Genomic DNA, 26,508 nt, shown 5'->3' with positions numbered 1-26,508 from the left:
ACGGATGACCCTCAAGAGTACCCGCCCGCTTGAGCCGCCCGAGCCGCGTGCGCCCACGCCCCCGGCAGGGCCTCCCGCGCCAGTGCCGCCCGCGCCCGCTCCGCCCGGACCATCGCCCCGTACGGCGCCGGGCCCTCCCCCGCCGCCCGCGCGTCCGCCGCCGCTCCCTCCAGGGCCGTGCGGCACATCACGCTGTCCTGGTGCTCGCCCAGCACCTGCTGGAGCCGCTTCATCCGCGCGGTGTGCGCCTTCGCCGCGCCGCCGAGCACCCGGCCCACCGCCTCGCCGCTGTAGCGCGCCCGCTTGGCCGCCTTGCGGGCCTCGTGCAGCGCGGTGTCCTGCGCCGGACCCGGCGCCGACGCGAGCGCCGCCGCCATCCGCGCGCGCAGCCGCGCCATGTCGCGCCGTACGGTCGCCTCGGCGGCGGGCCCCGCGGGGAGCCGCGCGGCGGGGCGGTACGGGGGCGCGGACGTCAGCGCGTCCATCGCGTCGAGCAGCGCGGCGTACCGGGCGCCGTCCAGGGTGCGCAGCACCGCCGCGTGCGCCGCGAGCACGCCGCCCGCGCCCAGGGCGTTCACCCGCCTGCGTACGGCGGCGGGGAGCGGCTGGTCCAGCTCCGCGAGCCGGGCGGCGAGCCGCTCCGCGAGAACCTCACGATCGCGCTCGGCGCCCAGCTCGGCGGCGAGCCACTTCAGCTCCGCGGCAAGGGGGTCGGTGACGACCCGGGCCAGCTCCGGCCGAAAGCTCTTGAGCGCGCTGCGGGCCCTGCGGGTCGCGACCCGCATCCGGTGGACGGCGTCCGCCTCCCCGCGGCGCACCGCGGGGTCCATCGCCTCCAGCGCCCCACGCTGCGCTTCGAGGTACGAGGTGGCCGTGCGGCCCGCTTCGGCACCCATACGGTCGACGTTACCGCTGCCGCGCCGGGCGAGCGCTACGCCGACATGGGCCTCTGCATCTTCACGGACTGGAGCAGCCCTATGGCAATACAGTTCGCGAACATCGACGACCCTCCGTAGGAGACGAAGGGCAAGGGGATGCCGGTCACCGGCATGATGCCCAGCGTCATGCCGATGTTCTCGAAGGACTGGAAGGCGAACCAGGTCACCACGCCCGCGGCCACGATCGTGCCGTAGAGGTCGGTCGCGCCGCGGGCGATCGCGCAGGCGCGCCAGAGGATGACGCCGATCAGGGCGATGATGAAGGCCGCGCCGACGAAGCCCAGCTCCTCGCCGGCGACGGAGAAGACGAAGTCCGTCTGCTGCTCGGGGACGAACTGGCCGCTGGTCTGGCCGCCGTGGAAGAGGCCCTTGCCGAGGAGGCCGCCGGAGCCGATGGCGATACGCGCCTGGCTGGTGTTGTAGCCGACGCCGGAGGGGTCGAGCGCGGGGTTGGCGAAGGCCGCGAAGCGGTCGATCTGGTACTTGTCCAGGATGCCGAGCTGCCACACCAGGAGGGCGCCGACGATGCTGGAGCCGATGAGGCCGAAGACCCAGCGGTTGGGCGCGCCGGAGGCGAGCAGCACGCCCAGGACGATCGCGCCGAGCACCATGACGGAGCCGAGGTCCGGCATCAGCAGGATGATGAGGATCGGCAGCAGGGCCAGCCCGAGGGACTGCATGACCGTGCGGTGGTCCGGCTGCTCGCGGTCGCCCGCATCGACCCGGGCGGACAGCACGACCGCCATCCCGACGATGATCGCGACCTTGACGAATTCCGAGGGCTGGAGCGAGAAGCCGCCGCCGACGATGATCCAGGAGTGCGCGCCGTTGACGGTGGAGCCCAGCGGGCTGAGCACCGCGAGGATGCCGAGGATCGCGAGCCCGTAGTAGAAGGGCACGACGTCGCGCATCCGGCGGTGGCCGATGACGACCGTGCCGATGCCGAGGGCAGTGCCGATGCCGGCGTTCATCAGATGCCGGATCAGGAAGTAGTACTGGTCGCCGTGGGTGAGGTTGGTGCGGCCGCGGGTCGCGGAGTAGACGAGCAGCGTGCCGATGCCGGTGAGCAGGAGCGCCGCGAAGAGCAGCACCCAGTCCATCCGGCGGAAGACCGAGTCGCGCGCGAAGACCTTCCCGAGGGTGGACTTCTCGGGGGTGTAGCGCGGGACGCTGGCGTAGCCGGAGGCGGTCATGACCAGTACCGCCTGCCGAGCAGCAGCTTCTCCGGCCGGCCGGGGCCGAGCGCGGCGACCGCCGGGTCGGCGCCGTCCGCGGTGTGCGGGCCGCCTGGGGCGTCCAGCTGCGCGGTGGCGGGCACCGTGTACGAGGCCTGGGTCACGACGCCGTCGTCGGAGATCTTCGGCAGCGTGGTGAGCGGCTTGGGCATGATGCCCTTCTTCGGGTCGATCGTGGCGCTGTCCTTGGTGATGCCGTACATCGCCTCGTAGATACGGCGGACGGCCTCGCCGGAGGCGCCGGAGCCGGTGCCACCCTGGGAGATCGTCATGACGATCGTGTAGTCCTTGGTGTACGTGTCGAACCAGGACGTGGTCTGCTTGCCGTAGACCTCGGCCGTACCGGTCTTGGCGTGCAGCTGGATCTTGTCCTGCGGCCAGCCGCCGAACTTCCAGTCGGCGGTGCCCTCGGTGACCACGCCGGCCAGCGCGTTGTCGATGTACTTGATGGTGGCCTTGCTGTCGGGGAGCTTCCCGGTGACCTTGGGCTGGATCGGGGTGACGGTCTTGCCGTCGGCGCTGACGATCGCCTTGCCGATGGTCGGCTGGTAGAGGGTGCCGCCGTTGGCGAGGGCCGCGTAGACCCGGGCCATCTGCACCGGGGTGACGAGCGTGTCGCCCTGGCCGATGGAGTAGTTGACGGAGTCACCGGCGCGGATCACGTTGTGGTCGGCGCACTTCTCGATGGAGCTCTCGACCGCCTGGCTCTTCTGCTTGTCGTTCTTGTGCTGGGCGGCGGTGCGGCACCAGTAGTCGTGCATCAGGTCGTTGTAGTCCGAGGCCCACTGCCGGTCCGGGACCCGCCCGGTGACCTCGCCGGGCAGGTCGACACCGGTCTTGGCACCCAGGCCGAACTGGTGGGCGGTCTTGAAGAACCAGTCCTTGGGGTGCTTGGGGTTGGTGCCGCCGTCCTTCAGCCACTCCTGGTAGGCGACGCCGTAGAAGACGGTGTCGCAGGAGACCTCCAGCGCGCGGCCGAGCGAGATGTAGCCGAAGTTCTCGTTCTCGAAGTTCTGGAAGGTGTGGTCGCCGATCTTCATCGAGGACGAGCACATGTACTTGCCATCCGGCTCGTAGCCGGCGTTGATGGCGGCGCTGGTGGAGACGACCTTGAAGGTCGAGCCCGGCGCCGACTGCCCCTGGATGGCCCGGTTCAGCAGCGGGTAGTCGGACTTCTTGTCGATCAGCGCGTTGTACGCCTTGGTGGAGATGCCGCCGACCCACTCGTTGGGGTCGTAGGTGGGCAGGCTCGCCATGGCGATGATGCGGCCGGTGTGGTTGTCCATGACGACCGCGGCGCCGGAGTCGGCCTTGTAGTTCTTGTGCGTGACGGTGTCGTACGTCTTGCGCGCGGCCACCATCGCGTCGTTGAGCTCTTTCTCGGTGACCGCCTGGACGCGGGCGTCGATGCTGGTCACGAGGTTGCTGCCGGGCTGCGCGGGGGTGTCGCCGGCCTTGCCGATGACGCGTCCGAGGTTGTCGACCTCGTAGCGGGTGACGCCCGCGGTGCCGCGCAGCTGGTCGTCGTAGACGTTCTCCAGGCCCGAGCGGCCGATCTGGTCGGAGCGCAGCAGCGGGGTCTTGGTCTTCTCCGACGCGCTGACCTCGTCGTCGGTGACCGGGCCGAGGTAGCCGAGCACCTGCGCCGCGTTGGCCTTGAAGGGGGAGGCGTAGCGGCGTACGGCGGTGGGCTCGGCGGTGATGCCGGGGAAGTCCTCGCGCCGCTCCATGATCTGCAGCGCCTGCTGGGTGGTGGCCGAGTCGGTGATCGGGATGGGCTGGTAGGGCGAGCCGTTCCAGCACGGCTTGGGCGTCTTGGCGTCGCACAGCCGGACCTTGTCCAGCACCTCCTGCGGCGGCATGCCCAGCACCCCGGCGAGCCGGGTGAGCACCGCGGTGCCGTCGTCGGCCTGCTTGAGCAGGTCGGTGCGGCTGGCGGAGACGACGAGCTTGGTCTCGTTGTCGGCGAGCGGCACCCCGCGGTCGTCCAGGATGGAGCCGCGGACGGCGGAGGTGACGACCTGCTGGATGTGGTTGCTCGCGGCCTTCTCGTCGTACTGCTGGCCGTTGCGGATCTGCAGGAACCACAGCCGGCCGCCGAGCGTGAGCAGCAGCGACACCACCAGGATCTGCAGGATGACCAGCCGGATCGTCACCCGGGTGGTGCGCCCGGTCTCCGGGATGTTGCCGCTCATCGCCTGGCCCCCCTGACCATCGTGCCGCCCCTGCCGAACAGCCCGCCGCGCGGTGCGGCGATGCCGGTCCTGATCCGGCCGGCCCGGCCGCCGCCGTAGCCGCCGGAGGCGTCCTCGGACACCGGGTCGTGGTCGAAGTGCCGCGCCATCGCCATGACCAGCGGCACCACGAAGGGCGCGAGCAGCAGGTCGTAGATCGTCGCGGTGAGGACGAGTTTGGCCAGGCCCACATGGGCGCCGGCGGTGTCGCCGACGATGCTGCCGACGCCCGCGTACAGCAGCGTGGTGGCGACAGCCCCGCCGATGACGACGAGCATGGGCCCGGCGGCGGTGCGCAGCCGGCCGCTCTCCGGCTTGGCCAGGCCCGCCGCGTAGCCGACGACGCACAGCACGAGCGCGTAGCGGCCCACCGCGTGGTCGGCGGGCGGGGCGAGGTCGGCGAGCAGTCCGGCGAAGAAGCCGATGAGGCAGCCGGCGACATGGCCGTAGCTGATGGCCAGGCCCAGCACGGTCAGCAGCAGCAGGTCGGGCACCGCGCCCGGCAGGTGCAGCCGGGCCAGCACGCTGACCTGGACGACCATCGCGACGACGACCAGCACGGTGGGGAGCACGATCCGGTTCAGACGCATGGTCAGTCCCTGCCGCTGCTGGTGGGCGTGGTGGTGGTGGTCGCGGGCGGCAGCGCGCCGTCGGCCTGGTTGTCGTTGCCCGGGGACGCCGGGGCGGTCGGGTCGCCGGTCGCGGTCGGGGTGCCGGTCGCCTTGGGCTTGGGCGGCGGCGCCGTCGTCGGGCGGGGCGGCAGCACGCTGTCGCGCGGGTCGGTCCGCGGGCCGACGACGACGACACCGACGACGTCGAGCCGGGTGAAGCCGACGAAGGGCTCCACCTGGAGGGTCTTGGTGAGGTTGCCGCCGGACGGGTCGACGCCGACGACCTTGCCGACCGGCACACCGGGCACGAACGGCTTGTCCTTCTCCGAGCCGAAGGTCACCAGCCGGTCGCCCTTGTGCACCGCGGCCTTGCCGTTGAGCAGCTGCACCCGCATGGGCCGGTCGCCCTCGCCGCTGGCGAAGCCCAGCTCCATGGAGCTCTCCAGCCGGGTGCCGACGGTGAAGTCCGGGTCGTTGGCGAGCAGGACGGTCGAGGTGCTGTTGCCGACGGTGGTGACCCGGCCGACGAGCCCGTCGCCGTTGATGACCGTCATGTCGCGGGTGATGCCGTCGCGGCTGCCGGCGTCGATGGTGACCGTCCAGGAGAAGCCCTGCGCGGCTCCTATCGCGATGACCTGCGCGCCCTTGATGGCGTACTGCCCGGCACCCGCGGTCCTGAGCAGCTTGTCGAGTTCCTGCGCCCGGTTGCGGGTGATGTCGTTGCTGCCGAGCTTCTGCTTGAGCGCGGCGTTCTCGCGTTCCAGCCGGGTGATGGTGCTGCTGCGGTCGCCGGAGTCGCGCACCGCGTCCACCGCGTTGCCGACCGGGTCGACGACCCCGGAGACGGCGTCCTCCACCGGGCCGAAGACGGATTCCGCGGCCTGCCGCGGCCGGTCGAGCGGCGAGTTCTCACCGCCCCTGATGTCCATGGTGATCAGCGCGAACGCGATCACCACCAGCAGCACCAGCAGCAGCCGGCTCTCCTTTGTGTCCCTCACGGGCGCCAGTCCGTGCCTTCCTCATCGGACCCGCCGCCGATGGGGCAAGCGGCCGGTCGGAGCTACTGTGCTGGGGTGCGTGCGCCGCGGGCGGCCGGGCCTCGCGAGGCGGTGGACCGCGGGCCGCGGATCATCTGCGGGGGGCGGCGTCGAGAACGCGCTGCAGCGCCTCGAACTCCTCGACGCACTTGCCGGCGCCGAGCGCCACGCAGTCCAGCGGGGTCTCGGCGATGTGGATGGGCATGCCCGTCTCGTGCCGCAGCCGCTCGTCCAGGCCGCGCAGCAGCGCACCGCCGCCGGCGAGCACGATGCCGCGGTCCATGATGTCGCCGGACAGCTCCGGCGGGCACTTGTCGAGCGTGGTCTTGACGGCGTCGACGATCGCGTTGACGGGTTCCTCGATGGCCTTGCGCACTTCCGCGGCGGACACGACGACGGTCTTCGGCAGCCCGCTGACCAGGTCGCGGCCGCGGATCTCGGTGTGCTCGTCGTCGTCCTTGTTCGCGAACGCGGACCCGACGGTCAGCTTGATCTGCTCGGCGGTGCGCTCGCCCAGCAGCAGGCTGTACTCCTTCTTGATGTGCTGGATGATCGCGTTGTCCAGCTCGTCGCCCGCGACCCGGATGGACTGCGCGGTGACGATGCCGCCGAGGCTGATGACCGCGACCTCGGTGGTGCCGCCGCCGATGTCGACGACCATGTTGCCCGTCGCCTCGTGCACCGGCAGGCCCGCGCCGATCGCGGCGGCCATCGGCTCCTCGATGATGTGCACGGTCCGCGCGCCGGCCTGGTTGGCCGCGTCGATCACGGCGCGGCGCTCCACGCCGGTGATGCCGGACGGCACGCAGATGACCATGCGCGGGCGGGCGAGGTAGCGGCGGCGGTGCACCTTGAGGATGAAATACCGCAGCATCCGCTCGGTGATCTCGAAGTCGGCGATGACGCCGTCCTTCAGCGGCCGGACCGCCACGATGTTGCCCGGGGTGCGGCCGATCATCTTCTTGGCCTCGGAGCCGACCGCGAGGATGCCACCGGTGTTGGTGTTGACCGCCACCACCGACGGCTCGTTCAGCACGATCCCGCGGCCCCTGACGTACACCAGCGTGTTGGCCGTGCCGAGGTCGACAGCCATGTCACGGCCGATGAACGACATGTTGTTCGCCATGAGGATACGTCTGGCCTTCCCGAGCTTGAGCGGAGATTCCATCGTAGTCGCGACCTGTGAGGCGCGCGGGCCGGGGCTCCGACGTCATTGTCATCAGAACACACAGCAGACCCCAGTAATGGTGACGCCGTGTCGGAGTGTTTGGTTCCCGACAGGCCACGAGCCACGCCCGCGGAGTGCGGGAGTTAGGCCAGACCGGGGAAGAACAGCTTGATCTCGCGCTCGGCGGATTCGGGCGAGTCCGACGCGTGCACCAGGTTCTCCCGGACGATGGTGCCGAAGTCCCCCCGGATGGAGCCGGGCGCGGCGGCGATCGGGTCGGTCGGACCGGCCAGCGTGCGCATCCCCTCGACGACCCGCTCGCCCTCGACGACCAGCGCGACCGACGGGCCCGCGGCCATGAACTCCACCAGCGGCTCGTAGAACGGCCGGCCGACGTGCTCGGCGTAGTGCTGCTCCAGGGTGGCGCGGTCCAGGGTGCGCAGTTCCAGGGCGCTGATCGTCCAGCCCGCCTTGCGTTCGATACGGCCGATGATCTCGCCGACCAGGCCGCGGCGGACCGCGTCGGGCTTGAGAAGGACGAGGGTGCGCGTGGACACGGGCGGCTCCTGCGGGGATGGGGTGGCGGTTTTGTGCGACGAGCCTACAAGGCTGCGGTCAGGCGGACTGCGCCGCGTTCCTGGCCTTGGCCTCGTCGATCACGCGCCCGTAGTGGATCGACGCCCACCACAGAGCCGCGAAGACCGCGCCGAGGAAGAACATCGTACCGACCGCGAGGCCGCTGAGGATCAGCCCGATCTGCAGCGCCCAGCCCACGGTGATCGCCCCGCGCCGCCCGAGCATCCCGCACAGCAGCAGGCACAGCACCATCACGACCCCGCACACCGTCCACACGGTGCCGACCGACAGGTCCGCGTTCTTCATCGCGACCAGTCCCGCGAAGCCGACCACGAAGAACTCGCTGATCAGCGTGGTCGAACACAGCATGCGCATGAGATCAAAGCCCCTCAACTGCGGCCCAGCAGCAGCCGGGCCTCTCCCACGGTGATGACCGAACCGGTGACCAGCACGCCCGCCCCGGCGTACGCGCCCTCGTCCTCGGCCAGCGTGATCGCCGCCTCCAGCGCGTCGTCCAGCCGCGGTTCGACCTGCACCCGCTCGTCGCCGAACACCTCGACGGCGAGCGCCGCCAGCTCGTCCACGTCCATCGCCCGCGACGTGGAGTTGCGCGTCACGACGACCTCGGCGAGGACCGGCTCGAAGGCCTCCAGCAGCCCGCGCACGTCCTTGTCCCGGCTCGGGCTCACGACGCCCACCAGGTGCGTGAAGTCGAAGGCCTCGCGGATCGCGGCCGCGGTCGCCTGCGCGCCCGCCGGGTTGTGCGCCGCGTCCAGCACCACGCTGGGGCTGCGGCGGACGACCTCCAGCCGGCCCGGCGAGGTCACGGCGGCGAAGGCGGCGCGCACCGTGTCCAGGTCCAGGGTGCGCCGGTGGACCTGGCCGATACCGAAGAAGGCCTCGACCGCGGCGAGCGCGACCGCGGCGTTCTGCGCCTGGTGCTCGCCGTACAGCGGCAGGAAGACCTGGTCGTACTCGCCGCCGAGGCCGCGGAGCGTCAGCATCTGCCCGCCGACGGCGACCTCGCGGGACAGGACGCCGAACTCCTCGCCCTCGCGGGCGACCGTCGCGTCCTCCCGGACGGCCCGCTCCAGCAGCGTGTGCGCGGCGTCCGCGGGCTGCCGGGCGAAGACGGCGGTCGCGCCCTTCTTGACGATGCCGGACTTCTCGACCGCGATCTCGCCCGGGGTGGACCCGAGCCGGTCGGTGTGGTCCAGCGCGATCGGGGTGACGACGGCGACCTGCGCGTCGATCACGTTGGTCGCGTCCCAGCTGCCGCCCATGCCGACCTCGACGACCGCGACGTCGACCGGCGCGTCGGCGAAGGACGCGTAGGCCATCGCGGTGATGACCTCGAAGAACGACATCCGGTGTTCCTGGGCCGCGTCGACCATCTGCACGTACGGCTGGAGGTCGCGGTAGGTCTCGATGAAGCGCTCGGCGCCGATCGGGGTGCCGTCCAGGCTGATCCGCTCGGTGATGGCCTGGACGTGCGGGCTGGTGTAGCGGCCGACGCGCAGCTCGAAGGCCAGCAGCAGCCGCTCGACCATCCGCGCGGTGGTGGTCTTGCCGTTGGTGCCGGTGATGTGGATCGACGGGTAGCCGCGCTGCGGCTCGCCGAGCACGTCCATGACGGCCTGCATCCGCGCCAGCGACGGGTCGAGCTTGGTCTCCGGCCAGCGGGCCAGCAGCTCCGCCTCGACCTCGCGCAGCTCCCGGTCCACCGCCGGGTCCGCCGGGCGGCGCGGCACGTCGTCGGAGGCCGACGGCGGGGCGACGCCCGCGCGCAGCGTGCGGCTGCCGGCCTCGATGACGGCCATGTCCACCTCGCGGGGCGCGTCGCCCGCGGTGCGCTCGTCGTCGAGGTCGTGGGCAGCGTCGTCGGCGTCCGGGTCGAAGTCGTCGCGGTCGCCGCTGGGGAGGTCGGTCACGCCGTCCAGTCTACGGAAGGCGGCTCCGGCCTCATGGCCAGGGCCGCCCCCTTCCGTACGGTTCTGTCCGTCAGCCCTGCGGGAGGGCGGCCAGCTGGGCGGTGATCCGCTCGATGTCGGACTCCGCGGTCGCCAGCCGGGCCCGGATGCCGGTCACGACCTTCTCCGGGGCCTTGGCGAGGAAGCCCTCGTTGCCGAGCTTGCGCTCCGCGTCGGACTTCTCCTTCTCGGCCGCCGCCAGGTCCTTCGCGAGCCGCTTGCGCTCGGCGGCCACGTCGATCGTGCCGGACAGGTCCAGCTCGACGACGGCGCCGCCGACCGGCAGCGTGGCGGTGGCGTGGAAGCCCTCCTCGGCCGGCTGGAGCCGCAGCAGGCGCCGCACCGCGTCCTCGTGCGGGCCGAGCACCGTACCGCCCAGGGACAGCCGCGCGGGCACCTTCTGGGTGTCCTGGAGGCCCTGCTGGGTGCGGAAGCGGCGGACCTCGGTGACGAGCCGCTGGACCTCGGCGATCTCCGCCTCGGCGGCCGGGTCGCGGAAGCCGCTGTCCTTCGGCCAGTCGGCGACGACGAGCGACTCGCCGCCGGTGAGGGTCGTCCAGAGCGTCTCGGTGAGGAACGGCACGATCGGGTGCAGCAGCCGCAGCAGCGTGTCGAGGACCTCGCCGAGGACCCGGCCGGAGACCCGGGCGCCGTCGCCGCCGTTGAAGAACGCGGTCTTGGACAGCTCGACGTACCAGTCGAAGACCTCGTCCCACGCGAAGTGGTACAGCGTGTCGGACAGCTTGGCGAACTGGTAGTCGTCGTAGAAGGCGTCCGCGTCGGCGACGATCCGGCCGAGCCGGGAGAGGATCCAGCGGTCGGCCGCCGACATCTCCCCGGGCGCGGGCAGCGGCCCCTCGGTGGTGGCGCCGTTCATGAGCGCGAAGCGGGTGGCGTTCCAGATCTTGTTGGCGAAGTTGCGGGACGCCCGCACCCAGTCCTCGCCGATCGGCACGTCCGCGCCCGGGTTGGCGCCGGTGGCCAGCGTGAAGCGGACCGCGTCCGAGCCGTAGGCGTCCATCCAGTCCAGCGGGTCCACCGAGTTGGGGTTGGACTTGGACATCTTCTTGCCGTGCTCGTCGCGCACCAGGCCGGTGAGCGCGATGGTGTGGAAGGGCGCGACGCCGTCCATCGCGTACAGGCCGAACATCATCATCCGGGCGACCCAGAAGAAGATGATGTCGTGGCCGGTCAGCAGCACGTCAGTGGGGTAGAACTTCGCCAGTTCCGGGGTCTGTTCGGGCCAGCCGAGGGTCGAGAAGGGCCACAGCCCCGAGGAGAACCAGGTGTCCAGGACGTCGGGGTCCTGCGTCCAGCCCTCGCCGGTGGGGGGCTGCTCGTCCGGGCCGACGCACACCGTCTCGCCGTTCGGGCCGTACCAGACCGGGATGCGGTGGCCCCACCACAGCTGGCGCGAGATGCACCAGTCGTACATGTTGTCGACCCAGTCGAAGTAGCGCTTCTCCATCTCCCGCGGGTGGATGGCGACCCGGCCGTCGCGCACCGCGTCGCCCGCGGCCTGCGCCAGCGGGCCGACCTTGACCCACCACTGGAGCGACAGCCGCGGCTCGATCGTGGTCCGGCAGCGCGAGCAGTGGCCGACCGAGTGGACGTACGGGCGCTTCTCGGCGACGATCCGGCCCTGCTCGCGCAGCGCGCCGACGATCGCCGACCGGGCCTCGAAGCGGTCCAGTCCCTCGAACGGGCCGGGCACGGTGATGACCGCGCGCTCGTCCATGACCGTCAGCGACTCCAGGCCGTGCCGCTGGCCGATGGCGAAGTCGTTCGGGTCGTGCGCGGGCGTCACCTTGACCGCGCCCGTGCCGAACTCCGGGTCGACGTGCGTGTCGGCGACGACGGGGATCGAGCGGCCGGTGAGCGGGAGCTCGATCAGCCGGCCGACGAGGTGCCGGTAGCGCTCGTCGTCCGGGTGGACGGCCACGGCGGTGTCGCCGAGCATCGTCTCGACCCGGGTGGTCGCCACGACGACGCTGTCCTCGCCCTCGCCGTAGCGGATCGACACCAGCTCGCCGTCGTCGTCCTGGTATTCCACCTCGATGTCGGAGATGGCCGTCAGGCAGCGCGGGCACCAGTTGATGATGCGCTCGTAGCGGTAGATCAGCTCGTCGTCGTAGAGCCGCTTGAAGATCGTCTGGACGGCGCGCGAGAGGCCCTCGTCCATCGTGAAGCGTTCCTTGGACCAGTCGACGCCGTCGCCGAGCCGCCGCATCTGGCCGAGGATGCGCCCGCCGTACTCCTCCTTCCAGCGCCACACGCGCTCGACGAAGGCCTCGCGGCCGATGTCGTGCCGCGACCTGCCCTCCTCCGCGAGCTGCTGCTCCACCTTGTTCTGGGTGGCGATGCCGGCGTGGTCCATGCCGGGCAGCCACAGCGCTTCGTAGCCCTGCATGCGCTTGCGGCGGGTGAGGGCGTCCATCAGCGTGTGCTGGAAGGCGTGGCCCAGGTGCAGGCTGCCGGTGACGTTGGGCGGCGGGATGACGATGGTGTACGGCGGCTTGTCGCTCGTGGCGTCCGCCTCGAAGTAGCCGCGTTCTACCCAGCGCTCGTACAGCGGCCCCTCTACCTCGGCCGGCGCGTAGGTCGTCGGCAGATCGGGGGTGCTGTTCGGCCCGCTGGCGGGGCGCTGAGTGTTGTCGGTCACCCGCCGATCCTACGGTGGCGGGGACGGCTGTTACGAATCAGTTGCCCCCCTCCGGCGCCCGCGTGCGCAGCGTCCGCGAGGATGGGGGGATTCGTTTGACGGAGGGGACGATCCATGAGCAGCAACCAGCCGCCGCCCAACCCGTACGGGCAGCAGCCGCCGAACCCGTACGGCCAGCAGCAGCCGGGGTACGGCCAGCAGCCGCCCGCCCAGCCGGGTTACGGCTACCCGCAGCCCGCCCCGCAGCAGCCGGGCTACGGGCAGCAGCCCCCGCCGCCGCCACAGGGCTACGGGCAGCAGCCGCCCGCCCAGCCGGGGTACGAGCAGCAGCAGGGCTACGGCTACCCGCAGCAGGGCGGCCAGCCGCCGTACGGCCAGGTGCCCCAGCAGGGGTACGGCTACCCGCAGCAGCCCGGCGCCCCGCAGAGCGGCGGCAGCGGCAAGAAGACCGGCCTGATCATCGGTGCCGTCGTGGTCGTCGCGGCGGTCGTCGGAGGGATCGTCTTCGCGATGCACGGCTCCGACGGGGGCAGCAGCGGCCTGAAGAACGACGGCAAGAAGTACAAGCTGACCACGCCGGACGTCGTCGCCACGGACTACAAGAAGTCCGAGGACGCCCCGTCCGACGACGACGGCTTCGACGACGACGACATGACCACGCTCAAGTCGCTCGGCGTCAGCAACCCGACCCGGGTGACCGCGGGCTACATGAAGGGCTCGTCCGAACTCACCGGGAAGCTCATCGAGTTCAGCGGCGTCTACGGCGACGTGAAGAACCCGCAGGCGGTCGTCGACGGCATGTTCACCGAGCTGCGCAAGCAGGCCACGGACGACAAGGAGGACGACGGCACCAAGACCGAGCTGGAGGGCGACGCCCAGACCGTCCACCCGGCGGGCGCCGAGGACGCGGTCATGAAGTGCCAGAAGGCCAAGATCACGGAAAGCGACTCCGGCCAGACCCTCAACGTGACGATCTGCCTGTGGGCCGACTACAGCACGGTCGGCTACATCCTGCCCTTCGACCTGGCCTCGATGACCACCGGCGGCGGCACCTCGGACGTCAACGCCACCGCGGAGCTGACCGCCCAGGTCCGCAAGGACGTCCGGGTGCCGATCGGCTGACCGGCGCCGTACACGCGGCGAGGGGCGCCCGGTACGGAACCGGGCGCCCCTCGGCGCATGGTGCGGGCTCTCGCCCTTGCGGCTACGCGCTCTTCTGCTCGCCCTTGCCGATGATCCGCGGCTCGCGCGGCACCAGCGTCGGGTTGACGTTGGAGTGCACGACCTCGGCGCTGATCACCACGCGGGCGACGTCCTTGCGGGACGGCACCTCGTACATGACCGACATCAGCACCTCCTCCATGATCGCCCGCAGTCCGCGCGCGCCGGTCTGCCGCAGGATCGCCTGGTCGGCGATGGCCTCCAGCGCGCCGCGCTCGAACTCCAGCTCCACGCCGTCGAGTTCGAACAGCTTCTGGTACTGCTTCACCAGCGCGTTGCGCGGCTCGACGAGGATCTGCAGCAGCGCCTCGCGGTCCAGGTTGTGCACGCTGGTGATGACCGGCAGCCGGCCGATGAACTCCGGGATCATCCCGAACTTCACCAGGTCCTCCGGCATGATCTCCTGGAAGAGGTCGGCGGCCTGCAGCTCGCGCTTGGAGCGGATGGTCGCGCCGAAGCCGATGCCCTTGGCGCCGGCCCGCGACTCGATGATCTTCTCCAGCCCGGCGAAGGCACCGCCCACGATGAACAGCACGTTCGTCGTGTCGATCTGGATGAACTCCTGGTGCGGGTGCTTGCGGCCGCCCTGCGGCGGGACGCTCGCGGTCGTGCCCTCCAGGATCTTCAGCAGCGCCTGCTGCACACCCTCGCCCGACACGTCCCGGGTGATCGAGGGGTTCTCGCTCTTGCGGGCCACCTTGTCGATCTCGTCGATGTAGATGATCCCGGTCTCGGCCTTCTTGACGTCGTAGTCCGCCGCCTGGATCAGCTTGAGCAGGATGTTCTCGACGTCCTCACCGACGTAGCCGGCCTCGGTGAGCGCGGTCGCGTCGGCGATCGCGAAGGGCACGTTCAGCATCCGGGCCAGCGTCTGCGCCAGCAGCGTCTTGCCCGAGCCGGTGGGGCCGAGCAGCAGGATGTTGGACTTCGCCAGCTCGATCGCGTCCTCGTGGCCCGGGCGGCCGTTCTCCCCGGCCTGGACGCGCTTGTAGTGGTTGTAGACCGCGACGGAGAGCGCCTTCTTGGCGGGCGTCTGCCCGACCACGTAGCTCTCCAGGAACTCGTAGATCTCCCGCGGCTTGGGCAGATCCTCCCAGCGGACCTCGGAGGACTCCGCGAGCTCCTCCTCGATGATCTCGTTGCAGAGATCGATGCACTCGTCGCAGATGTACACACCGGGACCTGCGATGAGCTTCTTCACCTGCTTCTGGCTCTTTCCGCAGAACGAGCACTTCAGCAGGTCTCCGCCGTCACCGATGCGTGCCACGAGGTCTTTCCCCTTCGCCTGGGTTCCGCCGGCCTTCAACGGAGCCTGGGTGCTTCTCTCATCGACGGTACCTTGCCGCGCCCCCCGTGTGGGCCCCCCTTGGACGTACTCGCTCATCCGGGTCCGGAGGGGGGCGGGGGGCGCGGCCTGTCTCAGACGCTCACGGAGGTCTTGCGGGTCGAGACGATCTGGTCGACGAGGCCGTAGGACAGGGCCTCCTCGGCGGTCAGGATCTTGTCCCGCTCGATGTCGTCCCTGATCTGCTCGATCGGGGTGGTGGAGTGCTTGGCCAGCATCTCCTCCAGCTGCTGCCGCATCCGGATGATCTCGTTGGCCGCGATCTCCAGGTCCGAGACCTGGCCGCGGCCGGTCTCGGTGTACGGCTGGTGGATGAGCACCCGGGCGTTCGGCAGCGCCATGCGCTTGCCGGGGGTGCCGGCGGCCAGCAGCACCGCGGCGGCGGAGGCCGCCTGGCCCATGCAGACCGTCTGGATGTCCGGCTTCACGAACTGCATCGTGTCGTAGATCGCGGTGAGCGCCGTGAAGGAGCCGCCGGGGCTGTTGATGTAGACCGAGATGTCACGGTCGGGGTCCATCGACTCCAGGCACAGCAGCTGCGACATCACGTCGTTCGCCGAGGTGTCGTCGATCTGCACGCCCAGGAAGATCACCCGCTCCTCGAAGAGCTTCGAGTACGGGTCGTAGCGCTTGTAGCCCTGGGAGGTGCGCTCCTCGAACTGCGGAACGAGGTAGCGGGCCTCCGCGCCGAACACGCCGGGCCGCTCGGCCCGGGTGCGCTCGTACAGGCCGCTGCCGGGGAAATTCTGAGTGTTCACGTCCACCGTCCTGGTGATGTCGAGCTTCGAGTGATCGTCGGGGCTGCCGCGGCCGGGCTCAGGAGCCGGCGCCCGTGCCGCCGCCACCGGGCACGTGGGCGGCGGAGAGCATGACCCCGTCCAGCAGGCCGTACTCCTTGGCCTCCTCGGCGGAGAACCAGCGGTCGCGGTCGGAGTCCTTGGTGATCTGCTCGAAGCTCTGGCCGGAGTGCTGGGCGATCAGCTCGGCCATGCGGCGCTTGGTGTGCAGCAGCTGCTCGGCCTGGATCTTGATGTCGGTGGCGGAACCGCCGAGGCCGGCGGACGGCTGGTGCATCAGGATGCGGGTGTTCGGCAGCGCGAAACGCTTGCCCGGGGTGCCCGCGGTGAGCAGGAACTGGCCCATCGAGGCCGCCATGCCCATCGCGATCGTCACGACGTCGTTCTGGATGAACTGCATCGTGTCGTAGATCGCCATGCCGGCGGTCACCGAACCGCCGGGGCTGTTGATGTAGAGGAAGATGTCCTTGTCCGGCTCGGCGGCCAGGAGCAGCAGCTGTGCCGTGATCTTGTTGGCGATGTCGTCGTCGACCGCTTGGCCGAGGAAGATGATGCGCTCGCCGAGCAGTCGGTTGTAGACCTGGTCGCCGAGGCCACCGGGGTTCGGCTCGCCGGCGGCGGAAGGCATCTGAGTCGTCACGTATCCACCTGCTCGTTGTCGGACGGTAGACGGGCCGTCACGGGGTCTTCGTCTGAGTCGGCCGCCTTCCCCGCAAGGGGACTGCGCCCTTCTCCTTACGGACCCTAACGCGCGGGTGGTGGCCGTAAATCCTGTACGGCCACCTGTTCGCTCTGAGCGCATGGCGCTCCGCGCCGGGTGAGGGCTTCTCCACCGCGCCGGGTGAGCGTTTTGGGGGCGCGGGGAACTGCGCGCTCGGCCCCCACCGTGGTGCGGGTCGCTACCGGCCCAAGGGGGCTCTTCGGTTCGATCCGGACCACCGGCCGGTGGATGGTTGCGCGCGCAGTTCCCCGCGCCCCTGAAAAAACGCTCGCCCCGCAGGGTCAGGCTTCGTCGCCCTCGGCGGCGGCTTCGTCGGCCTCGGACGCGTCAGCGGCCTCCGCGGACTCGTCCTCCTCCTCGTCGGCGAGGTCGACGACCTCACCGTTGGAGTCGACGACCTTCGCCGACTCGACGACGACCGCGAGCGCCTTGCCGCGGGCGACCTCGCCCACCAGGAGCTGGACCTGGTTGCCCTCGACGACCGCCTGGGCGAACTGGTCGGGGCTCATGCCGGAGGACGCGGCGCGCCGCACGAGGTGCTCGGTGAGCTCCTCCTGGTTGACCGACAGCTTCTCCTTGCCGACGAGCTCGTCGAGGATGAACTGGGTCTTGATGCCCTTGACCGCCTGCTCCTCGATCTGGGCGTCGTACTCCTCGCGCGTCTTGCCCTCGCGCTCCAGGAAGGACTCCCAGGTCAGACCCATCTGCGGGAACTGGTGGTGCTCCAGGTTGTGGGTCCGGGTCTCGATCTCGTCCTTGAGCAGCTTCTCCGGGATCGCGACGTCGGTCAGCTCGATGAGCGCGTCCAGGACCTTCTCCTGGGCGGCCGTGGCCTGGTCGTACTGCTTCATCGACTCCAGGCGCTTGCGGCTGTCCGCACGCAGCTCCTCCAGCGTGTCGAACTCGCTCGCCAGCTGGGCGAACTCGTCGTCCAGCTCCGGCAGTTCGCGCTGCTGGACGTCGGACACCTCGACCTTGACCTCGGCGGCCTTGCCGGCCGCGGAGCCGCCCTTGAGCTCGGAGGCGAAGGTGGCCGAGCCGCCGGCGGACAGGCCGGTCACGGCGTCGTCGATACCGTCGAGGAGCTGGCCGGAGCCGATCGTGTAGCTGACGCCCTTGGCGATGCCGTCGCCGAGGACCTCGCCGTCCACGGACGCCTCCAGGTCGACGACCACGACGTCGCCCTCGGCGGCGGCGCGGTCCACGGTGGAGGTGGTGGCGAAGCGGTCCCGGAGCTGCTCCAGGGACTTCTCGACGTCCTCGTCGGTGACCTCGACGGCGTCGACGGTGACCTCGATGCCGGAGTAGTCCGGGATCTCGATGGTCGGGCGGATGTCCACCTCGGCGGTGAACTTCAGCTCGTTGCCGTCGTCGAACTCGGTGATGTCGACGTCGGGCTGGCCGAGCACGTTGATCTCGCCCTCGGTGACCGCCTGCGTGTAGAACTTCGGCAGCGCGTCGTTGATGGCCTCTTCGAGGACCGCGCCGCGACCGAAGCGCTGGTCGATGACGCGGGCAGGGATCTTGCCCTTGCGGAAGCCCGGCACCGTGACCTGGTTGTTGATCTTCTTGTACGCCGCGTCGAGGCTGGGCTTGAGCTCCTCGAAGGGCACCTCGACAGTGAGTCGAACCCGGGTCGGGTTCAGAGTCTCGACGGCGCTCTTCACGGTTGGGTCTCCTTGGGGCTTTACGTTGATGGGGGCGGACCTTCGGCCCTTCGGCGCGGCTCGCGCGTCCGGTACTCGGTACTCGGCCATGCCGCGTACCCGGTCGCCGGCGGCCCATCCTACCCGTACCACAAACCCGCCCGGGCGGGGTCGCCCGACGGTCCGCCGCCCGCTCCCGCGGGACGCGAAGGTGCTGGTCGGGGTGGCCGGATTCGAACCGACGGCCTTCCGCTCCCAAAGCGGACGCGCTACCAAGCTGCGCCACACCCCGCTGGTGCGACACGTAGAGTACATGCCCCTTAGACCGTGGGCAGCCGGTATTCACCCCCGCCCGATCCGGTTCGACCGCCAACCGCACGATGTGCCAGAATCAAGGCGCTGCGGGCGTAGCTCAATGGTAGAGCCCTAGTCTTCCAAACTAGCTACGCGGGTTCGATTCCCGTCGCCCGCTCTTCACGGCAGCGGCCCAGGTCAGCGGAGACATCCGCGACCTGGGCCGTCGCCTTGTCCGGTCCCGTTCCGGCCGGCTCCGCTCGAACCGTGCCCGAGCCTGATCATCGGCTTTCGGGTGCCGGCTTCCGCGCGAGACCAGCGGCCCTCTTCCGCACCAGGACAAGCCAGGCGAAGCCGAGGACAACCAGCAGCAGCCCCCAGAGCACATGCATCGCGGCAAGAGCGACACCGGTCATCGCAACGGTCGCCGCCGCGGACTCCCGCCGGAGTTGGTACGTGGACCGCTTGCTCGCCGAGGGCTTGACGAGCTGGCGACCGGTGAAGACCTGAACGAGATTTACGGCGGCCAGGAGTCCGGCGAAGCAGGCGAGAACCATGGGCATGGCGCAAAGACTAGGTCACTGGCCGAGAGGCCGTCGTCGTGCGCGGGTCAGTCGACGGGGATGCCCTGGGGGGATTTGATGCGGCGCATGATCATCTGGGAGTTGACGTCGCTGACGCCCGGCATGCCGATGAGCTTCTCGGTCCAGAAGCGCTCGTAGGCGTCGGAGTCGGCCACCGCGATGCGGAGCAGGCAGCCGGGGGCGCCGTAGAGGCGGTAGGCCTCGACGACGTCGGTGGTGGACTGGACCTCGGTCTCGAAGGCGGCGACCGAGGCGCGGTCGCGGTGGACCTCGACGGAGGCGAAGACCTCGAAGCCGCGGCCGACGGCCGCCGGGTCGACGACCGCGCGGTAGGTCTGGATCACCCCGTCGTCCTCCAGCTGGCGTACCCGGCGCAGGCACGGGGAAGGCGTGAGACCGACCCGCTGGGCCAGTTCCTGGTTGGTCAGCCGGCCGTCGGCCTGGAGTTCGCGCAAGATGTGTCTGTCGATGGCGTCCATCGCAGCATTATCAACCCGGATTTAACAAAGTACCGGCTGGTATTCGCAATCATATGCTGGGTCTACGCGCATATCATTGCAGTGGAGACCGTCTACGGTGCCGAGCCCTGCTCCCACGGGCGTCGGCGGCCCCCGCGGCAACGGTCCGGCGCAGCGGCAGCAATGGAGGCGGAGGCATCGTGCGACACGTCGTGGTGATCAGCACCGGGGGCACCATCGCCAGCCGGTGGCAGGGCGACGGATACGCGGCCGAGGCCGCCGGGCGGGAGGTCCTGGAGGCCGGCGCGGTGCCCGAGGGCGTCCAGGTGCGGGTGGTGGACCTCTTCACCGTCAACAGCTCGCGGCTGACCACCGACCACCAGCTGCGGCTGCTGTACGCGGTGCACGAGGCGCTCGCCGACCCCGAGGTGGACGGCGTGGTCGTCACCCACGGCACGGACACCCTGGAGGAGTCCGCCTTCTTCGTCGACCTCTTCCACCACGACCCGCGCCCGGTGGTCTTCACCGGCGCGCAGCAGCCGCTGGACTCCCCGGACGGCGACGCGGCGGGCAACCTCTACGACGCGCTGCTGACCGCCGCCTCCGGGCGGGACGTCGGCGCGGTGATCGTCTTCGCCGGCCAGGTCTTCGCCGCCCGCGGCACGGTCAAGCAGCACACGGTGGACGCGCACGCCTTCGGCGACCCGGACGGGCAGCCGCTGGGCCGGGTCGACTTCGGCCGGGTGCGCTGGTCGCGCCGGACGCCGCGGCACGAGCCGCTGCCGCTGCCCGCGCGCACGGGCAGCACCCCGCGGGTCGACATCGTGATGCACCACAGCGACGGCGACGCCGTCCTCTTCGACGCGGCCGTCGCGGCCGGCGCCCGCGGCGTCGTGCTGGTCGGTACGGGCGCGGGCAACGCCAATCCGGAGGTCGCCGACGCGGTGCGCCGCGCGGTCGGCGCCGGCGTGCACGTCGCCGTCAGCACCCGGGTCGCGGCGGGCGCGGTGGCCCCGCTCTACACCGGTGGCGGCGCCGTCGACCTGGCGGCGGCCGGCGCGCTGCTGACCGGTCCGCTCAAGCCGGGCCAGGCCCGTATCGCGGTGCTGGCCGCACTGCTGGCCGCCGGCGGCCCGGACCGCGGGCCGGACGACGCGGACGCGGGGACGCTGCTGCGCGCCCTCCTGGCCCCGGCGGCGGCGCCGCAGCGGGCGGCGTCAGATCTTTATCTGGTTGATGGTGTCGGCCACTGAGTTCAGGAACCGGTTGATCTCCGGCGCCATGTCCGTGGACGCCAGGAAGAAGCCGAAGAGGGCGGCGACGATCGCGGGTCCCACCTTGATCGACTTGGACCGGATCATGACGAAGAGCACGACGGCCAGCAGCACTGCCGCGGACAGTGAGATAACCACAGCGGATCACTTCCTCAATCGGTTCCAAGCCGGCCCGGGGAACCACGCTGCGCCCCCGCCTCGCCCGCACTCCATGGTGCCATCTCTGACCGACAATCAACGCCCTTCCGTGACACGGCAGATGGTTGCGATCAGGTGTGCTGGACGAGGCTTCGGCGTGTCGTGCGGGGGACGCGCGGGAAGAACTCAGGAAGCGCGGTGGGTGCGGCTGACGACGAGCAGCGCCCGGTCGTCGTTGACGTCCTTGGCCACCGCCTCGATGAGCCGCCAGGCCGCGCCGCGGAAGCCGGTCGCTATGAAGCGGTCCGCCTCGCCGATCAGCCGGTCCACGCCCTCGCTGATCTCGCGCTCGGCGGTCTCCACGAGCCCGTCGGTGAAGAGCATCAGGACGTCGCCGGAGCGCAGCGTGCCCTTCACGCCGTGGAATTCGGCCCCGTCGTAGACGCCGAGCAGCGGCCCCTCGGCGGTGATCTGCTCCCACACGCCGCTGCCGGAGTGCAGTTGGACGCCCGGCGGGTGGCCCGCGGACAGCAGTTCGTAGTCGCCGGTCTCCAGGTCGAGCACCAGGTGCACGGAGGTCGCGAAGCCCTCCTCCCAGTTCTGCCGCAGCAGATAGCCGTTGGCGGCGGGCAGGAAGGAGTGCGGCGGCAGTGAGCCGAGCAGGCCGCCGAACGCGCCGGACAGCAGCAGCGAGCGCGAGGCCGCGTCCATGCCCTTGCCCGAGACGTCGGTGAGCACCGCCTCCAGCACCCGCCCGCCGGAACTGCGGGTGGCCACGACGAAGTCGCCGGAGAAGGACTGCCCGCCGGCCGGCCGCAGCGACATCTCGGCGTGCCAGCCGCCGGGCAGCCGCGGCAGCCTGCTCTGCACCCGGATACGTTCCCGGAGGTCGAACAGCATGGTGTGCCCGCCCCGCCACGGCACCCCGACGCGGGACCGGAACTGCGCGATGACCAGGCCCGTCAGCGCGACCGCGGTGACCTCCAGTACCGTCCCCGGCGTGACCCGGGCCGGGCCCTCCCGGTAGGGGCCGAGCGTCGCGGACTCGGCGATCAGCGCCACGGCGGAGGCCGCGTAGAGCAGCAGCAGGCTCGCGGGGCGCAGCAGCAGCCCGCCGGCCAGGATCGGCAGCACCAGGGCGCTCGGCGGGCACCAGGCGGGCGTGACGACCGAGACGTACGCCAGCAGCGGGATCGCCGCGACGAGCACGGCCAGGCCCGCCCAGTCCGAGGCGCCGCCGCGGAAGTAGTCGACGGCGGCCTTGCGCACGCCGAGCCGGGCCCGGTGCAGCCGCCTGCGCCACCGGATCCCGACTCCCTCGCCCACCGCCTCTTTTGCCATGTCCCGGCGACCCTACCGAGCGGCGGCCCGGCTGTGCAGGGCAGATGGCCTGTGAGCCGTCCGGGTGAGCCGCCCGGCCGCTCCTTTCGCGCCGGAAAATCCGTTCGCCCCCCGCCCGGCGCCCTGGTAGGCACGGTTCATGACGATCGAGTTGCGGGCGCTCGCCGAGGGCGAGTGGGAAGCGTACGAGCGGTGTATCGCGCGGTCCTTCGGCGGCCCCGGCGAGGACCCCGCAGAGGCGCAGTTGTGGCGGGACCTGCTGCCGGTCGGGCGGACGGTGACCGCGTGGGACGGCAAGGAGGTCGTCGGCACCGCGGGCGCCTTCGACTTCCGGATGACCGTGCCGGGCGGCGCGGCGCCGGAGACCGCCGGTGTGACGGCGGTGAGCGTGCTGCCGACGCACCGCAGGCGCGGCGTGCTGACCGCGATGATGCGCCGCCAGCTCGACGCCTTCCGCGCGGACGGCACACCGGTCGCCGTCCTGACCGCCTCCGAGCCGCAGATCTACGGCCGGTTCGGCTACGGGGCGGGCGCGCGCCAGGTGCACGGCAGCTTCGACGTGCGGCAGCTGACGGTCGCGCTGCCGCCGGGCGCGGAGCGGCTGCGGATGCGGCTGGTCGACCCGGCGGAGGGCTCGGCGGCCTGCGAGGCGGTCTACGCGCAGGTGGTGCCGCGGCGCCCCGGCATGCTGGAGCGCCGCCCCGGCTGGGAGCGCCACCCGCTGCTGGACCCGGCGGGCGCACGCGGGGACTTCGGGCCGATGCTGTGCGTGCTGGCCGAGGACGACGAGGGCGAGGTACGCGGCTACGCCCGCTACTGGACGACGAACCGGGGCACACCCGAGGGCATCCCCGACGCGACCGTGAAGCTGCGGGACGCCGAGGCGCTCGACCCGGCCGCGTACGCGGCGCTGTGGCGCTACCTGACCGACATGGACCTGATCGCGCGGCTGGTCTTCCACAACCGGCCCGCCGACGACCCGGTGCACCAGCTCGTCTCCGACATCCGCCGCTGCCACCTGAGCTGGCGCGACGGGCTGTACGTGCGGCTGGTCGACCTTCCCGCCGCGCTCGCCGCGCGCGCCTACACCGCGCCGGTGGACGTGGTGCTGGACGTCGAGGACGCCTTCTGCCCGTGGAATTCGGGGCGTTGGCGGCTGTCCGCGGACGCCTCGGGCGCGGTGTGCGAGCGTACGGGCGACCCCGCCGACCTCGCCCTCGCCGCCCGCGAGCTGGCCACCGCCTACCTCGGCGGCCACACCCTGCGCGTCCTGGCCGCCGCCGGGCTGGTCACCGAGCTGCGCCCGGGGGCCCTGGGGCCCGCTTCCGCGGCTTTCCAGTCCGACGTGCAGCCGTGGGTGCCGCACGGCTTCTGAGCGGTCAGGCCGCCTGGCAGCGGGGGCACCAGAACAGGTTGCGGGCCGCCAGCGCCTGGGTGCGGACCTCGGTGCCGCACACCAGGCAGGGCAGGCCGGTGCGGCGGTAGACGTAGACCTCGCCGCCGTGGTCGTCGACGCGCGGCGGGCGGCCCATCGCCTCCGGCTCGTGCTCGGGGCGCACGGTGTCGATGCGGTTGTTGCGCACGCCCTCGCGCATCAGCGCGACCAGGTCGGCCCACATCGCGTCCCACACCGGCCGCGGCAGGTCCCGCCCGGCCAGGAAGGGGTCCACGCCGTGCCGGAAGAGCACCTCGGCGCGGTAGACGTTGCCGACGCCCGCGACGACCTTCTGGTCCAGCAGCAGCGCGGCGACGCTGATACGGGAGCGCGCGATCCGGGCGTACACCTTGCCGGGGTCGTCGCCGGGCCGCAGCGGGTCGGGACCGAGCCGGTCGTGTATCGCCTGCTTCTCCGGCCCGGTGATGAGCGCGCAGGCGGCGGGGCCGCGCAGATCGGCATATTGCCGAGCCGTGGCAATACGCAGGCGGACCGTGTCCGCGGGCAGGGGCGGTGCGCCCTCGCCGAAGCGGAAGGTGCCGATCAGGCCGAGGTGCACATGCACCCAGCCGACCCCGCCGAAGCCCAGGAAGAGGTGCTTGCCGTGCGCCTCGGCGGCCTCCATGACCCGGCCGTCCAGCAGCGCGGCGCCGTCCGAGAACTTGCCCTGCGGGCTGGCCGCCCGCACCGTCCGGCCGCCGAACCGCTCGGTGTGGTCGGCGGCCAGCCGGTGAATGGTGTGCCCTTCCGGCATGGCGGCCGGTCAGTCCTGCTGCGGGTGGTGCGCCGGGATCGGCGGCAGCTCGCCCGTGGCCTCGTACGCCGTGAGCATGTCGATACGGCGCTGGTGCCGCTCCTCGTGCGAGTAGGGCGTCGCGAGGAAGAGCTCGACGAATTTCACGGCCTCCTCCTGCGTGTGCATCCGGCCGCCGATGCTCAGCACGTTGGCGTCGTTGTGCTCGCGGGCCAGGGCCGCGGTCTGCTCGCTCCACGCGAGGGCGGAGCGCACACCGCGCACCTTGTTCGCGGCGATCTGCTCGCCGTTGCCCGACCCGCCGATGACGATGCCGAGGCTGCCGGCGTCGGCGGCCGTCCGCTCGGCGGCCCGCAGGCAGAAGGGGGGGTAGTCGTCGAGCGCGTCATAGACGTGCGGCCCGCAGTCCACGGGCTCGTGCCCGTTGGCGGTGAGCCATTCGACGAGGTGGTTCTTCAGTTCGAAGCCGGCATGATCGGAGCCGAGGTACACACGCATGGGGCCAGTCTTCCACCTCGCGCGGCGAGCACGCGTAGCGGCTGCGCCGCGCAGGAGCTGCGCCGCGCAGGGCCCGCACCGTCAGGGGCGCGGGGAACTGCGCGCTCAGCCCCCACCGGCCGGTGGTCCGGATCGGACCGGACTTCCCCTTGCGGGCGGTGACGGCCCGCGCCACGTGTGTGGCCGAGCGCGCAGTTCTCCCCCGGGCCTCGCCTGGGAGGTGCCCCCGCGCGCCCCCGAGAAACGGGTGCCCCGCGGCGCAGCCGCAGCCCGGGACGCTCGCCGTCCGCGCAGCGGTCAGTGGCGGACCAGGCGCCAGGTCAGGGGCAGGGCGGTCATCGCGAAGGCCGCCTTGATCGCGTCGCCCAGGAGGTAGGGGCGCAGGCCCATCGTGAGGGCCTGGTGGGCCGAGAGGTGGGCGGAGAGCGCCAGGTACGGGACGCCCACCGCGTAGATGACCGCCGAGCCGACGACCATGACGCCCGCGGTGCGCAGCACCGTGCGGTCGCCGCCGCGGCGGGCGAGGAAGCCGACCACGCCGGAGGCCAGCAGCATCCCGAGGATGTAGCCGAAGCTCGCCATGGACCAGCCGGAGGCGCCGCCGGCGAACCACGGCAGGCCCGCGACGCCCGCGGCGGCGTAGAGGCCGAGGGAGGCGAGGCCGCGCCGGGCGCCCAGCGTGGTGCCGACCAGGAGGGCGGCGAAGGTCTGGCCGGTGACGGGCACCGGCGAGCCGGGGACGGGCACGGAGAGCTGCGCGGCGAGCCCGGTGAGGGCGGCGCCGCCCGCGACGAGCGCGGCGTCGCGCAGCCGCGCCCGGGTCGCGGAGGAGGCGGGCAGCAGGTCGGCGAGGACGGTTCCCGTCCGGCCGGTGGCAAGGGTGGCGGCGCTCATGGAGTTCTCCCGCGGGGTGAGGCGGCTGGGGTCGCCGCGGAGGGCGACGCTCCGACGCTAGCCCAGCGGTCCGGCGCCGATCATCGTCCGCTTCCGACAAAGGCGTGATCTTCCGCTTGGAGAGTCCGGCCCCGGCAGGGCGGGAGGTTTACGCAGGTGGCGTGAGCTGCGTCACGCCGCCGACCGCGGCCGGGGCGGGCCCGTACGAGCCCGCCCCGGACCGTGCCGCTGTGAATTTCCACCAAGTTACGCGGGCACGTGACGCGCATACGTCACGCGGGTGGATCACGCGGGCTGGAGGAGATCCCACCGGTTGCCGTAGAGGTCGCGGAAGACCACGACCGCGCCGTACGGCTCGTAGCGCGGCTCCTCCTCGAAGACGACGCCCTCGGCGACCATGCGCTTGTAGGCGCCGTCGAAGTCGTCGGTGGTCAGGAAGAGCCCGACCCGCCCGCCGGTCTGGTCGCCGACCCGGGCGGACTGCTCCGGGGTGGACGCGCGGGCCAGCAGCAGGCAGGTCTCGCGGGCGCCGGGCGGGGCGACGACGACCCAGCGCGAGCCGTCCGCGCGCGGGGTGTCCTCGCGCAGCTCGAAGCCGAGCGCGCGGGTGTAGTAGGCGATGGCCTCGTCGTAGTCGTGGACGACGACGGCCACCAGGCCCAGGTACGCCATGGTGT

At 71.5% G+C, this 26,508-nt stretch carries 25 protein-coding genes and 2 tRNA genes; 4 read left to right on the top strand and 23 right to left on the bottom strand.

What is annotated here, in order from left to right:
- Positions 1-11: 11 nt before the first annotated feature.
- From ACH4SL_RS09780 to ACH4SL_RS09735, 10 genes are all read right to left on the bottom strand, one after another.
- Complete coding sequence (locus ACH4SL_RS09780) at positions 12-896, bottom strand: CHAD domain-containing protein (protein ID WP_398443149.1); 885 nt, start codon at positions 894-896, stop codon at positions 12-14.
- A gap of 35 nt (positions 897-931) precedes the next feature.
- Positions 932-2,131, bottom strand: a complete 1,200-nt coding sequence (rodA, locus tag ACH4SL_RS09775) for a rod shape-determining protein RodA (protein ID WP_398443148.1) — start codon at positions 2,129-2,131, stop codon at positions 932-934.
- Positions 2,128-4,368 (bottom strand): penicillin-binding protein 2, encoded by a 2,241-nt coding sequence (gene mrdA, locus ACH4SL_RS09770; protein WP_398443147.1) that lies wholly within the window; start codon positions 4,366-4,368, stop codon positions 2,128-2,130. Before mrdA ends, rodA begins: the two co-directional genes overlap by 4 nt.
- Positions 4,365-4,997 (bottom strand): rod shape-determining protein MreD, encoded by a 633-nt coding sequence (gene mreD, locus ACH4SL_RS09765; protein WP_398443145.1) that lies wholly within the window; start codon positions 4,995-4,997, stop codon positions 4,365-4,367. Before mreD ends, mrdA begins: the two co-directional genes overlap by 4 nt.
- A 2-nt stretch (positions 4,998-4,999) precedes the next feature.
- A complete protein-coding gene (gene mreC / locus ACH4SL_RS09760) occupies positions 5,000-6,016 on the bottom strand; it encodes a rod shape-determining protein MreC (protein WP_398443143.1) in 1,017 nt (338 codons plus the stop codon).
- Positions 6,017-6,146: 130 nt separating this feature from the next.
- A complete protein-coding gene (locus ACH4SL_RS09755) occupies positions 6,147-7,169 on the bottom strand; it encodes a rod shape-determining protein (protein ID WP_398444074.1) in 1,023 nt (340 codons plus the stop codon).
- Between the two features lie 197 nt (positions 7,170-7,366).
- A complete protein-coding gene (ndk, locus tag ACH4SL_RS09750; RefSeq protein ID WP_398443141.1) occupies positions 7,367-7,780 on the bottom strand; it encodes a nucleoside-diphosphate kinase in 414 nt (137 codons plus the stop codon).
- A gap of 58 nt (positions 7,781-7,838) precedes the next feature.
- A complete protein-coding gene (locus tag ACH4SL_RS09745) occupies positions 7,839-8,174 on the bottom strand; it encodes a DUF4233 domain-containing protein (RefSeq protein WP_398443139.1) in 336 nt (111 codons plus the stop codon).
- Between the two features lie 14 nt (positions 8,175-8,188).
- A complete protein-coding gene (locus ACH4SL_RS09740; RefSeq protein WP_398443137.1) occupies positions 8,189-9,730 on the bottom strand; it encodes a bifunctional folylpolyglutamate synthase/dihydrofolate synthase in 1,542 nt (513 codons plus the stop codon).
- Between the two features lie 70 nt (positions 9,731-9,800).
- The gene (locus tag ACH4SL_RS09735) at positions 9,801-12,431 is read right to left on the bottom strand and encodes a valine--tRNA ligase (protein ID WP_398443134.1); all 2,631 of its coding nucleotides are present in this window, start codon (positions 12,429-12,431) and stop codon (positions 9,801-9,803) included.
- A 114-nt stretch (positions 12,432-12,545) separates the two neighbouring features.
- Here ACH4SL_RS09735 and ACH4SL_RS09730 point away from each other — a divergent pair, with 114 nt between their 5' ends.
- Complete coding sequence (locus tag ACH4SL_RS09730) at positions 12,546-13,553, top strand: hypothetical protein (protein WP_398443132.1); 1,008 nt, start codon at positions 12,546-12,548, stop codon at positions 13,551-13,553.
- 82 nt (positions 13,554-13,635) lie between these two features.
- On the opposite strand, the gene clpX is transcribed toward ACH4SL_RS09730, so the two are convergent.
- The 5 genes from clpX to ACH4SL_RS09705 form a co-directional block, all read right to left on the bottom strand.
- Positions 13,636-14,919, bottom strand: coding sequence for an ATP-dependent Clp protease ATP-binding subunit ClpX (gene clpX / locus ACH4SL_RS09725; protein WP_398443130.1), 1,284 nt, complete (start codon positions 14,917-14,919; stop codon positions 13,636-13,638).
- A 152-nt stretch (positions 14,920-15,071) separates the two neighbouring features.
- The gene (locus ACH4SL_RS09720; protein ID WP_398443128.1) at positions 15,072-15,755 is read right to left on the bottom strand and encodes an ATP-dependent Clp protease proteolytic subunit; all 684 of its coding nucleotides are present in this window, start codon (positions 15,753-15,755) and stop codon (positions 15,072-15,074) included.
- A gap of 58 nt (positions 15,756-15,813) precedes the next feature.
- Positions 15,814-16,422: an ATP-dependent Clp protease proteolytic subunit gene (locus tag ACH4SL_RS09715; RefSeq protein ID WP_398444072.1), complete on the bottom strand. Its 609-nt coding sequence runs from the start codon at positions 16,420-16,422 to the stop codon at positions 15,814-15,816.
- Between the two features lie 374 nt (positions 16,423-16,796).
- Positions 16,797-18,182 carry a trigger factor gene (gene tig, locus ACH4SL_RS09710; protein ID WP_398443126.1) on the bottom strand — a complete coding sequence of 462 codons (1,386 nt, stop codon included), beginning with the start codon at positions 18,180-18,182 and terminating at the stop codon, positions 16,797-16,799.
- A 194-nt stretch (positions 18,183-18,376) separates the two neighbouring features.
- Positions 18,377-18,453 (bottom strand) — tRNA-Pro (locus ACH4SL_RS09705).
- Between the two features lie 109 nt (positions 18,454-18,562).
- Between ACH4SL_RS09705 and ACH4SL_RS09700 the strand changes: the two genes are divergently transcribed.
- Positions 18,563-18,633, top strand: a tRNA-Gly gene (locus ACH4SL_RS09700).
- A 103-nt stretch (positions 18,634-18,736) separates the two neighbouring features.
- On the opposite strand, the gene ACH4SL_RS09695 is transcribed toward ACH4SL_RS09700, so the two are convergent.
- A complete protein-coding gene (locus ACH4SL_RS09695; protein ID WP_398443124.1) occupies positions 18,737-19,018 on the bottom strand; it encodes a hypothetical protein in 282 nt (93 codons plus the stop codon).
- Positions 19,019-19,065: 47 nt separating this feature from the next.
- A complete protein-coding gene (locus ACH4SL_RS09690) occupies positions 19,066-19,518 on the bottom strand; it encodes an Lrp/AsnC family transcriptional regulator (protein ID WP_398443122.1) in 453 nt (150 codons plus the stop codon).
- Between the two features lie 179 nt (positions 19,519-19,697).
- Between ACH4SL_RS09690 and ACH4SL_RS09685 the strand changes: the two genes are divergently transcribed.
- Positions 19,698-20,750 carry an asparaginase gene (locus tag ACH4SL_RS09685; protein ID WP_398443120.1) on the top strand — a complete coding sequence of 351 codons (1,053 nt, stop codon included), beginning with the start codon at positions 19,698-19,700 and terminating at the stop codon, positions 20,748-20,750.
- On the opposite strand, the gene ACH4SL_RS09680 is transcribed toward ACH4SL_RS09685, so the two are convergent.
- On the bottom strand, positions 20,715-20,909 hold the full coding sequence (locus tag ACH4SL_RS09680; RefSeq protein WP_398181549.1) for a hypothetical protein: 195 nt from the start codon (positions 20,907-20,909) through the stop codon (positions 20,715-20,717). The genes ACH4SL_RS09685 and ACH4SL_RS09680 overlap by 36 nt on opposite strands.
- 186 nt (positions 20,910-21,095) lie before the next feature.
- Complete coding sequence (locus tag ACH4SL_RS09675; RefSeq protein WP_398443118.1) at positions 21,096-22,250, bottom strand: PP2C family protein-serine/threonine phosphatase; 1,155 nt, start codon at positions 22,248-22,250, stop codon at positions 21,096-21,098.
- Between the two features lie 139 nt (positions 22,251-22,389).
- Here ACH4SL_RS09675 and ACH4SL_RS09670 point away from each other — a divergent pair, with 139 nt between their 5' ends.
- Positions 22,390-23,625 (top strand): GNAT family N-acetyltransferase, encoded by a 1,236-nt coding sequence (locus ACH4SL_RS09670; RefSeq protein WP_398443116.1) that lies wholly within the window; start codon positions 22,390-22,392, stop codon positions 23,623-23,625.
- Between the two features lie 4 nt (positions 23,626-23,629).
- On the opposite strand, the gene ACH4SL_RS09665 is transcribed toward ACH4SL_RS09670, so the two are convergent.
- From ACH4SL_RS09665 to ACH4SL_RS09650, 4 genes are all read right to left on the bottom strand, one after another.
- A complete protein-coding gene (locus ACH4SL_RS09665) occupies positions 23,630-24,439 on the bottom strand; it encodes an Fpg/Nei family DNA glycosylase (protein ID WP_398443114.1) in 810 nt (269 codons plus the stop codon).
- Positions 24,440-24,448: 9 nt separating this feature from the next.
- The gene (locus tag ACH4SL_RS09660) at positions 24,449-24,937 is read right to left on the bottom strand and encodes a ribose-5-phosphate isomerase (RefSeq protein WP_398443112.1); all 489 of its coding nucleotides are present in this window, start codon (positions 24,935-24,937) and stop codon (positions 24,449-24,451) included.
- 297 nt (positions 24,938-25,234) lie between these two features.
- Positions 25,235-25,831: a biotin transporter BioY gene (locus ACH4SL_RS09655; protein ID WP_398443110.1), complete on the bottom strand. Its 597-nt coding sequence runs from the start codon at positions 25,829-25,831 to the stop codon at positions 25,235-25,237.
- A gap of 285 nt (positions 25,832-26,116) precedes the next feature.
- Positions 26,117-26,503, bottom strand: coding sequence for a VOC family protein (locus ACH4SL_RS09650; RefSeq protein ID WP_398443108.1), 387 nt, complete (start codon positions 26,501-26,503; stop codon positions 26,117-26,119).
- Positions 26,504-26,508: the final 5 nt, after the last annotated feature.

The organism is Streptomyces sp. NPDC021020 (assembly GCF_044333285.1).
Classification (GTDB): Bacteria; Actinomycetota; Actinomycetes; order Streptomycetales; family Streptomycetaceae; genus Actinacidiphila.
This window is presented reverse-complemented; position numbering and strand designations above follow the sequence as displayed.

What these genes read in the sequence shown, in the direction of transcription:
- ACH4SL_RS09780 (WP_398443149.1), bottom strand. Translation starts at nt 896, where the DNA reads ATGGGTGCCGAAGCGGGCCGCACGGCCACCTCGTACCTCGAAGCGCAG.
- rodA (WP_398443148.1), bottom strand. Translation starts at nt 2,131, where the DNA reads ATGACCGCCTCCGGCTACGCCAGCGTCCCGCGCTACACCCCCGAGAAG.
- mrdA (WP_398443147.1), bottom strand. Translation starts at nt 4,368, where the DNA reads ATGAGCGGCAACATCCCGGAGACCGGGCGCACCACCCGGGTGACGATC.
- mreD (WP_398443145.1), bottom strand. Translation starts at nt 4,997, where the DNA reads ATGCGTCTGAACCGGATCGTGCTCCCCACCGTGCTGGTCGTCGTCGCG.
- ACH4SL_RS09755 (WP_398444074.1), bottom strand. Translation starts at nt 7,169, where the DNA reads ATGTCGTTCATCGGCCGTGACATGGCTGTCGACCTCGGCACGGCCAAC.
- ACH4SL_RS09745 (WP_398443139.1), bottom strand. Translation starts at nt 8,174, where the DNA reads ATGCGCATGCTGTGTTCGACCACGCTGATCAGCGAGTTCTTCGTGGTC.
- ACH4SL_RS09730 (WP_398443132.1), top strand. Translation starts at nt 12,546, where the DNA reads ATGAGCAGCAACCAGCCGCCGCCCAACCCGTACGGGCAGCAGCCGCCG.
- ACH4SL_RS09715 (WP_398444072.1), bottom strand. Translation starts at nt 16,422, where the DNA reads ATGCCTTCCGCCGCCGGCGAGCCGAACCCCGGTGGCCTCGGCGACCAG.
- ACH4SL_RS09695 (WP_398443124.1), bottom strand. Translation starts at nt 19,018, where the DNA reads ATGCCCATGGTTCTCGCCTGCTTCGCCGGACTCCTGGCCGCCGTAAAT.
- ACH4SL_RS09690 (WP_398443122.1), bottom strand. Translation starts at nt 19,518, where the DNA reads ATGGACGCCATCGACAGACACATCTTGCGCGAACTCCAGGCCGACGGC.
- ACH4SL_RS09675 (WP_398443118.1), bottom strand. Translation starts at nt 22,250, where the DNA reads ATGGCAAAAGAGGCGGTGGGCGAGGGAGTCGGGATCCGGTGGCGCAGG.
- ACH4SL_RS09670 (WP_398443116.1), top strand. Translation starts at nt 22,390, where the DNA reads ATGACGATCGAGTTGCGGGCGCTCGCCGAGGGCGAGTGGGAAGCGTAC.
- ACH4SL_RS09665 (WP_398443114.1), bottom strand. Translation starts at nt 24,439, where the DNA reads ATGCCGGAAGGGCACACCATTCACCGGCTGGCCGCCGACCACACCGAG.
- ACH4SL_RS09660 (WP_398443112.1), bottom strand. Translation starts at nt 24,937, where the DNA reads ATGCGTGTGTACCTCGGCTCCGATCATGCCGGCTTCGAACTGAAGAAC.
- ACH4SL_RS09655 (WP_398443110.1), bottom strand. Translation starts at nt 25,831, where the DNA reads ATGAGCGCCGCCACCCTTGCCACCGGCCGGACGGGAACCGTCCTCGCC.
- ACH4SL_RS09650 (WP_398443108.1), bottom strand. Translation starts at nt 26,503, where the DNA reads ATGGCGTACCTGGGCCTGGTGGCCGTCGTCGTCCACGACTACGACGAG.